This is a genomic window from Blastopirellula sediminis (genome assembly GCF_020966755.1).
In the GTDB taxonomy this organism is placed as follows: Bacteria; Planctomycetota; Planctomycetia; order Pirellulales; family Pirellulaceae; genus Blastopirellula; species Blastopirellula sediminis.
Map to the genome: position 1 here is coordinate 1 of NZ_JAJKFT010000009.1, position 11,928 is coordinate 11,928.

8 protein-coding genes and 1 rRNA gene are annotated in these 11,928 nt (G+C 57.5%); 4 read left to right on the top strand and 5 right to left on the bottom strand.

Annotated elements, in window-relative coordinates; genetic code table 11:
• Positions 1 to 108 (bottom strand): 16S ribosomal RNA (locus LOC68_RS11180); the annotation flags it as partial.
• A gap of 493 nt (positions 109 to 601) precedes the next feature.
• Here LOC68_RS11180 and aroH point away from each other — a divergent pair.
• Both aroH and LOC68_RS11190 read left to right on the top strand, forming a co-directional pair.
• Positions 602 to 1,033 (top strand): chorismate mutase, encoded by a 432-nt coding sequence (aroH, locus tag LOC68_RS11185; protein ID WP_230218532.1) that lies wholly within the window; start codon positions 602 to 604, stop codon positions 1,031 to 1,033.
• A 441-nt stretch (positions 1,034 to 1,474) separates the two neighbouring features.
• A complete protein-coding gene (locus LOC68_RS11190; protein WP_230218533.1) occupies positions 1,475 to 2,323 on the top strand; it encodes a cysteine peptidase family C39 domain-containing protein in 849 nt (282 codons plus the stop codon).
• On the opposite strand, the gene LOC68_RS11195 is transcribed toward LOC68_RS11190, so the two are convergent.
• The 4 genes from LOC68_RS11195 to LOC68_RS11210 form a co-directional block, all read right to left on the bottom strand.
• Complete coding sequence (locus tag LOC68_RS11195) at positions 2,320 to 2,910, bottom strand: 5-formyltetrahydrofolate cyclo-ligase (protein ID WP_230218534.1); 591 nt, start codon at positions 2,908 to 2,910, stop codon at positions 2,320 to 2,322. The genes LOC68_RS11190 and LOC68_RS11195 overlap by 4 nt on opposite strands.
• A 24-nt stretch (positions 2,911 to 2,934) precedes the next feature.
• Positions 2,935 to 3,510 (bottom strand): hypothetical protein, encoded by a 576-nt coding sequence (locus LOC68_RS11200; RefSeq protein ID WP_230218535.1) that lies wholly within the window; start codon positions 3,508 to 3,510, stop codon positions 2,935 to 2,937.
• Between the two features lie 171 nt (positions 3,511 to 3,681).
• Positions 3,682 to 5,769 (bottom strand): elongation factor G, encoded by a 2,088-nt coding sequence (gene fusA / locus LOC68_RS11205; RefSeq protein ID WP_230218536.1) that lies wholly within the window; start codon positions 5,767 to 5,769, stop codon positions 3,682 to 3,684.
• A gap of 472 nt (positions 5,770 to 6,241) precedes the next feature.
• Entirely contained in the window at positions 6,242 to 7,309 is a 1,068-nt protein-coding gene (locus LOC68_RS11210; RefSeq protein WP_230218537.1) for a tetratricopeptide repeat protein, read from the bottom strand.
• A 229-nt stretch (positions 7,310 to 7,538) separates the two neighbouring features.
• Between LOC68_RS11210 and LOC68_RS11215 the strand changes: the two genes are divergently transcribed.
• On the top strand, positions 7,539 to 7,970 hold the full coding sequence (locus tag LOC68_RS11215) for a response regulator (RefSeq protein ID WP_230218538.1): 432 nt from the start codon (positions 7,539 to 7,541) through the stop codon (positions 7,968 to 7,970).
• Between the two features lie 601 nt (positions 7,971 to 8,571).
• Positions 8,572 to 11,925 carry a hypothetical protein gene (locus LOC68_RS11220; protein WP_230218540.1) on the top strand — a complete coding sequence of 1,118 codons (3,354 nt, stop codon included), beginning with the start codon at positions 8,572 to 8,574 and terminating at the stop codon, positions 11,923 to 11,925.
• Positions 11,926 to 11,928: the final 3 nt, after the last annotated feature.

Genomic DNA, 11,928 nt, shown 5'->3' on the forward strand with positions numbered 1-11,928 from the left:
CCTTTCGCCGCTTTCACTCAGGAGCAAGCTCCCAAGATATCGCGCGACTTGCATGCCTAATCCATGCCGCCAACGTTCATTCTGAGCCAGAATCAAACCCTTCAATTGTTATATGCTTGAACGATCGGCCGAAGCCTTTCGCTATGTAGCAAAATTAAATGGTTTGAACTGCTCTTTGCAAAACAATTCAAATTCAAGTTCATTGTGATTAGCTTCTACAAAGCCGTCCCGAAGGACAGTTCTGCGAAGCACAGTCTCACGCCGAACTCAACAGAGGTCACAACCAAATTGTCAAAGATCAAGCTCCGAGAAACGTTGTCTCTCGGTTTTGTTTTTCTCACTGTCAGGGCCATTGCCTTCAAGTGAGACGGTCTATCCTATCGGATTGGCGACGGGCGTCAACGGGCCCAGAGCCATTTCGGGAAGATTTCGTGAAAACGTGTCGTAAACCCTTAGAAATACGGGCCTTTCGCGTTCGGAATTTTTCGCGAGCGTCCTATTTTCGATCGTTTTACTTGACCGTCTTGCGGCTTTCATGCGCCTCAATTCAGGAGTATGCTTGACCCTTGTTCCGATCATCTTTTTGTTGAAGCGTATTCCTATGTCGATTGCCTGCCGAGGCGTTCGCGGCGCCACCACCGTCGATCACAATGACCGTGACGAAATCTTGCGCGCGACGCGTGAACTATTAGCCCTTATGATTCGCCAGAACGGCATCGAAGGAAGAGATGTCGGCAGCGTCATCTTTACGGTCACCAGCGATCTGAACGCCGAGTTCCCTGCTTTGGCCGCCCGCCAGCTCGGCTGGATGGACGTTCCGCTGATTTGTACTTACGAAATCAGCGTGCCTGGTTCGCTGCCGATGTGTATTCGGATCATGCTTCACTGGAACACGGACAAGTGTCAAAAGGAAATCCGACACGTCTACATCAAGCAGGCAGTTCGGCTTCGTCCCGATCTCTCTGATCTGCCGCCGGTCGACTGGAAGGCGCTCGAGGAGTGGATCGACGCTCAGATGTCGAGCGTCAAATAGGACGTCTGTTTGCATCGCAGCTGGCTGATGCTAGTTGCAACCTATTAGTGAAAAGGGGTTTGCGACGCTTCATGCCCCTGTTCTGCTAGCGTGCCCCTCCAGAAATCGACCCTCTCTTGGCACGCGAATCGCAACACATTCTTAACCAGTTGCGTAATACCTCTGACTGCCTAGTTTTGTCGCAGGATCGCGATTGCTAATAGGGCAGCCGCCCGAAATTACCGCATCTTATGACCAAGTTTGACTAATTTAGATTGCGATTGCCTATAATTAACGATATCTTCAAAAACCGCTCATCTCGAATTCACACGTCGACGAATTTGCCGTAGCAAGTTGCTGTGTTGGCAAGGATTGCCGATTCTGACAGGAGACGATGCCGTGACGGACATGTACATCGCATACGCGATAGTTGCCTGCCTTTCGTTAACAGCGTTCTTCGCTGTGCGGTCGATCTCTAGAAACTGGTCGCCGGTCGTTCTCGACATTTCTGCAGCGGTGGTTGTGCTGGCCATTACCGGCTATGCCTGGTTCCTATGGGACAACGAAGTCATGTCGAAATGGCTGCCGTTTTCCTCGCTCATGGTGCTAGGGAACTGGTTTCCCATCGGTGCCGCTGCGATGGCGGCGGTCGTCTCGAATCGCCTGAAAGACCAGGGTGCACGACGGGCGCTGCCGATGGGGGCGATGCTTTGCGTCGGCGGGTTTTCGGCGGTTTACCTGGTGCTTGGCGCCGCGCCGCAGTGCGGCGATCTCTGGAGCGCCGATGGGATTTGCTTTCAAACGACGCAAAAAACCTGTTCGGCTGCATGTGCGGCGACGCTGCTAGGGCAGTATGGTTTGCCTGCTTCGGAGCAGGAGATGGCCGAACTCTGCTTCACACGGAAGGGAACTTCCTGGAAGGGGATCTACCGCGGTTTGAAGCTGAAGACGGCCGGAACCGATCTGCAGGTGAACGCCGATAAGATCAGCTTTGAGCAGTTAGCGAAGCTTGATCGGCCGGTTCTGATTCAGGTCGGCATTCAGCAGTGGGAAGCGATCGGCAACGCTCACGGGATTGAAGCCGAGGAAGGCTGGACTCCGGGCACGATGCATTCGGTTATCTGCCTGGGCGTGATCAACGAAAGCCAGGTCTTAATCGCCGATCCGAATCCGAGCATCGGAATCGAGATCTGGCCGCGCGAATCCTTGGAGCGGTTGTGGCAAGGGAAAGCGCTCTATTTCTCGACCGAAGACGCAAGCCATGCCGGTTTGATCGGCAACAATCTGCGTGATCAGTACGTCATTCGCTAGGGCGAGCGGCGGCAGTCGATCAGGCGATCTTCGGTAATCAGCGTATCGATCGGCAAGTCGTGCGCTTCGGTCGGAATCTCCGCTGCGATCTGACATTCAAACGCTAAGGCGCATTTCTTCGTCTCTGGCCCGAGCTGCGCGAGCAGGCGATCAAAGTAGCCCTTGCCGTGCCCGAGTCGGTTGCCTGATGCGTCGAAGGCGACGCCAGGGAGGATCGCCAAGTCGACAACTTCGGGCGATAACGCGTGCGAATCTCGAAGTTCAGCCCGCGGTTCTAGGATGCCGAAGCGGCCTAGCTCCGTTTCGGACAAGTCAGTCAGGTGGAAAAGGCCCAGCTGCTGGTCGTCGATGCAGTAGGGGATGATCAGCCGTTTTCCGGTCGTCAGCAGCTCTGGGAGCAGCGGCCGCGTATCGACTTCACTACGAGCGGCGACGTAGCAGAGGATCGTCTCGGCGTGCAGAAACGGCTCCCAGTCCCAGAGACGCTGCAAAATTTGTTGGCTGCGGTGGGGGCGATCGCTCAGCGCATTGCGGGCTGCTAAATAAGTCTGGCGGAGCGTTTGTTTGCTGGGCGTGGCTTCCGTCACGGGGCGATCGTTTCCGAAAAAACGCTAAGGGATCAGTGAGGGAAAAAGGGGACGACCGAAGAAATGGTCATGCATCGCGATGCTGACGCGAAACGAACCAATCAAGAGCATCAAGATTGCGATCAGCAGCAAGAGCCAGGCATGCCGCGCCGGAATCGACCCGGCTCGCCAGATAATGATGCCGATCGAGACCAGGACCAGCGGTACCCCGACGATTGAAACGAGGGAGAGGAGTGCGCCCAGACCGCCGACGCTAAGGGCGATTGCGGTCCAGGGAATGATCCGCTCCGTCGTCGGCACAGAATCGATCTGAAACGGGGAATCGAGTCGGAGCGGCGCGGCCGCCGGTTTCTCGACCAGTTCCGCGGTGACGACGTCTTCTTGCGCCGTTGCGGCGATTGCGACATCGGCCAAGGTGTCGGCTGGTTTCGCCGCCTCTGACGTGGTGGGACGAGCGTGGAGGTACTCCGGCAAAATCCGCATCCGGCGAACGGGCGGAACGTCCGAGAGGGAGTCGATCTCAAACTCGCGACCGCACCGCCAGCAACGATTGACGGCGCCGATCAGCTCTTCTCCGCAATTGCTGCAAATGGTCGCCACGCTGGTGGATCCGCCTGAAAGTATCTGTGGGTCGACTGGCACTTGCTAGTAGCGTAATCGATATTGGGCGGCGTCGCGAGCAATCGGGCGAACTGCGGATTCGAAAAGAAAAAGCCCCGCTCGCACTAGGCGAGCGGGGCTTCTCGTATTACGAAAGCCTATAGGCGAAGCTTACTTCGCGTTGGCTTCTTTTTCACGTTTGCGTTCGGCGACGACTTCTTCCTGAATGTTCGACGGCGTCGGCTTGTAGCTATCGAATTCCATGCTGAAGGTACCCTGGCCTTGCGTCATGCTGCGCAGTACCGTCGAGTAACCGAACATGCAGGAGAGCGGGATTTCGGCCGTGATGACCGAAGTTTCGCCGTTCGAGTCGGTGCTGGTCACCATGCCGCGTTTGGCGATCGCGTCGCCGGTAACGGGACCTTGGTATTGTTCCGGCACTTCGATTTCGACCTTCATGATCGGCTCGAGCAAGGTCGGCTTCATCTTCATGAAGTTCTCGCGGAAGCAGCCCTGAGCACAAATGCGGAAGGCCATTTCCGACGAGTCGACGTCGTGGTACGAACCGTCTTGCAGGATCACCTTCAGGCCGACCACCGGGAATTCGGCGACCGGGCCCTTCGCCAGCACGTCTTCGAAGCCCTTCTGGACCGCCGGGATGTATTCCTTCGGAATACGTCCTTGCGAGACCTTGTCTTCAAACACAAAGCCGTCGCCGCCATCTTCCATCGGCTCCATGACGCCGACGATATGGCCGTACTGGCCAGAACCGCCGGTTTGCTTCTTGTGCTTGTAGTTGAACTCAACGGCCTTGGTCGGGGCTTCGCGGTACGAAACCTTCGGCGGACCGGTGACGACTTCCACTTTGTACTCGCGGCGAATGCGTTCGACATAAACTTCGAGGTGCAATTCGCCCATGCCCGCGATCAGGGTTTCCTTCGTTTCTTCGTCGGTAAAGACGTGGAACGTCGGGTCTTCCTTGCGGAAACGTTGCAGGGCCTTGCCCAATTTGTCGCTGTCGTCGCGGCTCTTCGGCGCGACCGAAATCTTGATCACCGGAGTCGGCACAAAGATGCTTTCCAGCGAGCAGTAGTTTCGTTCCGAAGCGTAGGTATCGCCTGACGCGCAGTCGATGCCCATCACGGCGACGATGTCGCCAGCGGTGGCGAAATCGATTTCTTCACGCTTGTCGGAGTGCATCCGCACGATACGCGAGAAGCGATCGTTTTTGCCGGTACGCTGATTGACGTAGCCTTTGCCCTTTTCGATCTTGCCCTGGTAAATCCGCATGAAGGTCAACTGACCGTACGGATCTTCCACGATCTTGAACGCCATGCCGACGAACGGCGCGTCGTTGTCGCAAGTGAGCGGGATCAACTTGGTCGGATCGGTGACGTCCTTCGCCTTGTATTCAATTTCCAACGGCGAGGGCAGGTAACGAGTCACCGCGTCCAACAGCGGCTGCACGCACTTGTTCTTATAGGCCGAGCCCATGAAGACCGGGGTGATGTTCAGGCCAATGACCGCATCGTGGGTCACTTTGTGAATCAATTCGGTCGACGGTTCTTCCTCGGCCAGCAACATTTCCATCAACTCATCACTGTAGAGCGAGAGCGATTCGAGCATGTGCTGACGAGCGGCTTTCGCCTTTTCGAGCAGATTGGCCGGAATTTCAGCTTCTTTGACGATTTCGCCCTGGGCGCCTTCGTTGTAGATCGCCTTCATTTCGACCAGGTCGACCACGCCTTCCAGCTTGTCTTCCAATCCGATCGGAATCTGGAACGCGATGGCGTCGACGCCCAGCTTGTCGCGCATCTGCTGGATGACTTTGTCTGGGTTGGCGCCAGTGCGGTCCATCTTGTTGATGAACGCCAGACGCGGAACCTTGTAGCGCTTCATCTGGCGATCGACCGTCAACGATTGGGCCTGCACGCCGCCGACCGAGCAAAGCACCAACACGGCGCCGTCGAGCACGCGGAGGCTGCGTTCCACTTCGACCGTAAAGTCGACGTGGCCAGGAGTGTCGATCAAGTTGATCGGGTGACCTTTCCATTCGACGCTGGTCGCGGCGCTGGTAATCGTAATGCCGCGCTCTTTTTCGAGCTCCATGTGGTCCATGGTCGCACCGTCGCCGCCGCCGCGGACGTCTTCGATCTTATGAATACGACCGCTGTAGAACAGAATGCGCTCACTAAGGGTCGTTTTTCCAGAGTCGATATGAGCGGAAATGCCGATGTTTCGCAGTTTGGCGAGGTTCATAGTAAAAGAGTTCAAAAAAGGTCGAGGTTAAAGGAAAACAACGGAAGCGCGAGCGCTCTGAAATCTGTGGGATCCGACGCAGGTCGGGGGAGAGAAGTCCCAAGGGACGGAGCCGTAGCGAGAGACCTGCGCGAGACAATCTTAATGGATTGGGCGAAACGGACTAGGTCACTTGTGCCGTCCGTTGGCAGCGCACGTCGAACGCCGGGCTAGGCGCGAATTCCTGGACCGACCGTGATCGGACGGCGTTTGGGCAGTCGAGTTTCCACCAAGGAAAACATAGGAATCGCGTCTCGCAAAATCGTAAGTGCTTCAGAGCTACGGCTTTAGCCAGGGAAGTCACTGTCATTTATAGACAGTGATGGTCAATGGCATCCATCTTCCCATTATCCCCGTCTCGTCCGCAAAGTCTAGCCAAGAATCTTCCATCCGGGTAGACAAAATTCATTTACTTTTTACTCAGAAGCGGGAATTACCGAGAAGGTTCGCGAAACGGCTGCTTGGAACTGTAGAGTTTGATCCGTGCGTCAATCTGCTTGGCGTGCGGCTCGGTGGCGATCGCTTTCGCTTGTTCCGCCGTTTTGACCGCCTCGTCAAATTGCCCGAAGTTCGCCTGGGCGGCGGCCACGGTGTCCAAGTACCGTGCGTCTGGCGCGTCGAGCTGGGCCGCCGCTTCGGCCGACAATTGCAGGGCTTGCTCCGCGTCGCGGAGATTGGCTTGTGGACACGTAGCCATCACCCAAGCCATTCCCTGTTTAACGCGGGCCATTTGGGGATCTAGCTGAAGCGCCATGCGGTAATCTCGCAGGGCGCGGTCCCAATAGCCTAGATCGCTGTAGGCGTCGGCCCGATTGGCGTATCCCAAGGGATCTTTTGGCGAAACGCGGATCGCCTGGCCGAAGTCGGCGAGGGCGGCCTGATAATTCTCAGCCAGGTACTGGGCGTTTCCGCGGCTGTTGAACGCCCCGGAGTCGGTCGGTTTCAGCTGAATGGCGCGGCTGTAGTCGGAGATCGCTTGTTGCATCCTCCCGGCCTGATAGTGGAGTTCGCCCCGGTTGAACCAGGAATTGGCGTACTTCGGATTCAGTTCGATCGCCAGGGTAAAGTCCTGGAGCGCCTCTTCGCTCTTTCCGGCGGCGGCCAGGCTGACGCCGCGATTGTGGACGGCGGAGGACATCTTCGGTTGCAGTTTGACGGCCGCGTCGAAGTCGGCAAGGGCGGCCGCATCGAGCTTCGCCGCCTCTTCCGTATCGGTTGTGGCGGCGCCTTTTTCGGCGATCGCTTCACCGCGTTTGTTGTGCGCCCAGGCGTTCAGTTGCGCGAAGTATTGTTCGTGTTCGCTCGGCAAATCGAGCGTTTCCGCTTCGCTGCAGATGTTGATGATAGCGCCATATTCTTCTTCCCCTTTGGCCGACTTGGCCAGATCGGCGGCGCTGCGGACCAACTCGTTGATTCGTGGGGCGTCATCCGCCAGGGCAGGGGAAATGCCAGAGAACGTTAGCGTTACGGCGACGATGAAAGTCAGGAGGAGTGCGCGCATGTTTACTTCCGGGGCTGAGATAAATTGCGACGGCTGCGAACGTTTTCTCTTCAGGTTACAGCGAAAATACCCCTCATTCCAGTTTGGTTTGTAGCGATCGGAGCGATTACGGCGTATTTACGGCGCGACGAGCCCAGGATGTTTCTTTTTCGCAACTGTTTCTTTTTGACAGCAAACGCGAATGGGGTAGCGTTTAGCGGCGTGGAAGTGGCATTACGGAGGCAGAACAATGATTATGGAGAGCAACCCGCAACTCGATCCGATTTCTGAATTCGGCGCAGCGCGGGGACGAGTTCTGATTTGCGACGACGATTGGTCGCAGCGAGAGTTGCTGACGCTAATCTTGCGCAAGAACGGGTTCGAGACGCTCGACACCGGACTTGGCGACGAATGTCGGCGATACGCCGCGAGCGAGCCGATCTCGGCCGTGCTCTTGGACATCGATCTGCCCGACGCTAGCGGACTGGACATTTGCGAAGAGCTCTCCGACGCTCAATCGACCCATCAGTTGCCGATTATCTTGATTAGCGGCATGGATCAGGCCGACATTGTGCGTTCGGCTCGTCGCCATGGAGCCCGCTTTTTCCTGCAAAAACCGTATGATCCAGCGGCGGTAATCGCCCTGCTGGAACGTGCTTTGGACGAGACTTCTCCCTGGTAAGTGCGTGTAGGTGGTTGAAAAGGGGGCGGGATGTTTGATATCCTATCCTCCTTCCACTCAGCACTAAGTTTTGAAGCGGGGCCTTAAGCGGCCCTGAAACGTCCGGAGAAGTTCGTGGGAACGAAGAAAACGGGAAAAGGTCGGCGGAAAATCGGTCGTAAGAAGCGTCGCATGCGTGCGAAGATTCGTCACCGCAAGAAGTAATTCGTTCGCCGAATTGCCTTTCCAAACAAACCAATGCAAATTGCCGAAAGCGGCGGCCGAACGGTCGTCGCTTTGTGCTGCGCGGACCGGTAATCCGCTTGGCTGAGTTCCCTCTTAGGAAGGGGGAGCTGCCAGCTCTTTTTTCTCGGTCTGGTTGTACCGGAAGATCGCCCTTAACGCCCCAACTGCTATAATCTAGCTAGTCGTCAGGGGTTTCTTTAACGTTTCGCTTACCTAGCGAAATTAGTGGGGCCATGCGGGGCGGTTCTGAATAAATTTAAAGAGGCGTCTTATCCTCGCTTGTCTTGACGCCGAAGTGATCTCCTCGCTTTTCGTAGAATTTCGAACGTCCATGCTTCGAACACCCGCTAGGCCGACCTGCGCCAAGCTGGCCGCAATGATTGCAGCCATAGCGTGCTTGCTGTATGCGGGTATCGCCGCCGCGCAGACGACGCCCGCGCCCGGCGCCGCTCGGGCCACGGTCGAAGACAATGGTTCGACCCTCTTTTATCTCCGACAAGCCAACGGCGAGTATCAGTTCGTTCCCGAGGCGTCGTATGAGGAATATCGAAAGTGGTTCGACGAAATCCGGACGAAGACGGGAGCTAACAGTCCCCCCAAATACTTGCTGAAACTGGTCGACGTCACCGGCGAAGCGAAAAACGGCTACGTCGAACTCGATCTGACCTATCACTTCGAGCTGCTTGAGAAGGGGTGGATTAAGGCTTCGCTCGGATTGGCGGGGGCCGCGATCCACGAGTCGCCGACCATGTCGGACGATTCGCGTTGTTACAGCGAACCCGATCCAAGCACCGGCAAATACGTCCTCTGGATGCGGAACGATTCAGAAGAAGAGTCCCATTTGGTCCAAGTCCGCGTGAAAGCCGCGGTTCGTACCGAAACGAACGGCGATGACGTTCGTTTTACTTTGAACGTGTCGTCGGCGGTGCAGTTCCAAATGAAGCTGACGCTTCCGCCGGACGTGCTTGCAACGGCGACCAGTAACGCCCTTGGTACGGCGACCGGCAGCGCCATCGTCACTTCCACCGAAAAGACCGACGAGGGGACGATCGTCACGGTCGAAACGTCTGGCGGCAGCACGCTGCAAATGAACTGGGGTCCCAATCGCCGTGCGATGCAGGACGACGCGCCGATTCTACGCGTCGTTGGCGATATCGAGGCGACGATCGAAGACGATTTGCAGATGAAGACCACCGCCAATCTGCAAGTGACGTCCCTCAACGGCGTGCCGATCGATTCGTTCGATATTCGGATCGCCGACGACGCCGATTGGTTTCCTCCTTCGCAAACGGTCGACTATCAACTGCGCGAAGTTTTTCTGCCGCAAGGGGAAGGGCTCGAACAACGCTACATCCGCGTCGAATTTGTGGCGAACAACGCGAACAAGGCCCAGACGCGCGAGATCGAGTTGAAGACCCGTCAGGCCGGGATCGCCGACGCAAAGGAGAATCGGATTACCGCGGGACTGTTCGACGTCTGGCAGGCGAAAGAGCAGGAAGGACATCTCCGGCTGAACTACAGCGAAAATGTGATCGCCAACTGGAGCATGCGAAACTATCGCCGTGAAGCGGTTGCCGAAGGGCAGGAAGAGCGAGCCGCATTTTCTTACGCCGCGCAACCGGCCGAACTTGAGATCAAAGCGACCACGAATCAGCCGACGCTGCAGGCGACCAGCGCCAATTATCAATTGGTGATCAATGAGTCGGTCGCCCAAGTCGACGCCGATTTCATTTTCTCGGTCCCCAAGTCGTACAGCGAGCCGATCCGGTTTGATCTGAACGGTTGGCAAAGCGTCGTGAAGTTCAAAGAGAGCGACGTCGATTGGGCGCAGGTCGAAACGGTCGGCGACGAGTGGATCGTGCCGCTGCTGACCGCAGAAATGGACCGCACCAACTCCGCGGCGCGGTTGGCGCGCGTCTCCCTCACGGCTACGTTTCCCTTGAAGGCCGACGAAAAGGGGATCGCCTCACTGCCGATGATCCGTCCGCAGATCGCGCGACCTACGGCCGCTTCGATCACGATCCTGACCGCTCCCAATTTGAAAGTTGATCCGGACTTCACCGCCGATTCCCCTTACCAATTGGACGTGCTGGCTCAGGACGAAAACGTCGGCTCGCAGAAGCTTTACCTGCGGATGAATCCGACCGAGCAAATGCAGTCGCTCCGGTTAGCGCTGGAGAAGATCGACCAGCAGTTGTTCGTTGTGCCGCGGGCGGCGATCGATATCGAACCGCCGCTGCAGTCGCTCGAAACGACGCCGCTCGATTCGCGTTGCCAGGTGGTGCAGACGTTTAAGATCAATGCGTTTTACGGCGGCATCGGCAATCTGTTGCTGCATGGCGCGCCCCGTTCGGCACTGGCCGATCTGGTGATCCGGTTGGATGGCGAAGAGGTTGGGTACGCTCAACTGCAGTCGCCGCCGGACGGAACGGAATCGGCTCTACGCATTGACGTCTTGGGGCAACCGTCCGAAGCGGAACTGACCATCGAGTACAAGGTGAGTTCGCCCGGCGCCGCGCTGGCCAGTTCCGGCGAAATGGCGCCGATGATCACGACCATTCCGCTGGTTTGGCTCGCGACGGAACCGTCGTCGTCGGGCCCGGTCAAAATGGTCGTGCGTCCTACCGAACTGACGATTTCGTCACACTCGGGGATCAACGTCGTTGCGCCTGATCCAGCCTGGGCCGAAGTTCGCAGCGACAGTCCCAACGTGTTGCTGCAATTGGAATCGGTCGCGACCAGCGAAAACGCTGCGCCAACTGCCGTCACCCTCGAGTTCTCAAAACGACCAGGCGGAGTCGGCGATTTGCGGACACGCGTCAAACGGTGCTGGATCCAGGATGCGTTGACGTCAGACCATCGACGGACGCGGGCTTGTTTCCTGTTGCAGACGCGTCAGCCGACGCTGACGCTTCAGCTTCCCGCGGGAGTGGAAACGTACGAAACGAATTGGAAGTCGCGGCAAGTCGCCAACGAGGATGGTCGCATCACGCTGCAGATTGATCCGTCGGAACTGTCGCATACGACGGCGATGGACACGCTGGAAGTTTGGTACGAGATCGAAGACAAGGGTCTGGAAAGCGGCCAGCCGCTGGAGCCTCCCGTTTTGGAAGAAGCGGTCTTCCTGGAGCCGGTCTACTATCAGCTCGCCTGTCCGAGCGACTGGTTCTGTCTTTCGGCGCCGGGGCTGACGGAAGAAATGAACTGGGAGTGGACCGGAGGAAGCTACATGCCGGTGGAGCGGATCCATCAGGATCGGCTGGAAAGCTGGGCCGGCGCCAGCAATCAAAGAGAGTTCCCCCCGGGCATGAGCCAATATCTCTACAGTTCGATCGGCGCTCCGAAAGCGATCGAGCCGTGGTTCGTCCGGCGGCGAACCTTAATGGCTGCATTTGGCGGGATCACGTTGACGCTGGGACTGGGGCTCTTCTACTTGCCTCAGATGCGGCGTGCGTCGGTGGTCGGCGTGTTGGTCGCTGCTGCTGCGGCGATGGCGATTTTCTACCCGCATCATGCGGTACTGATCGGCGGCATGGCGGCAGTCGGTCTGGCCTGCAGCTTGTTTTCGATCGTCCTCTATTTCGCGCTCGGAACGCGTCGGCCGTCACGCACGGTGGTGCGTCGCGCCGGTTCCGAATCGCAAGTGCGCGCCTTGCCGCCGGAGCCGCCCGAACCGGTTTCGACCCAGGCCGGATCCGCATTGCTGAAGTCGTCGTCGGCGGAGGCGTAACCG

What these genes read in the sequence shown, in the direction of transcription:
- aroH (WP_230218532.1), top strand. Translation starts at nt 602, where the DNA reads ATGTCGATTGCCTGCCGAGGCGTTCGCGGCGCCACCACCGTCGATCAC.
- fusA (WP_230218536.1), bottom strand. Translation starts at nt 5,769, where the DNA reads ATGAACCTCGCCAAACTGCGAAACATCGGCATTTCCGCTCATATCGAC.
- LOC68_RS11210 (WP_230218537.1), bottom strand. Translation starts at nt 7,309, where the DNA reads ATGCGCGCACTCCTCCTGACTTTCATCGTCGCCGTAACGCTAACGTTC.
- LOC68_RS11215 (WP_230218538.1), top strand. Translation starts at nt 7,539, where the DNA reads ATGATTATGGAGAGCAACCCGCAACTCGATCCGATTTCTGAATTCGGC.
- LOC68_RS11220 (WP_230218540.1), top strand. Translation starts at nt 8,572, where the DNA reads ATGATTGCAGCCATAGCGTGCTTGCTGTATGCGGGTATCGCCGCCGCG.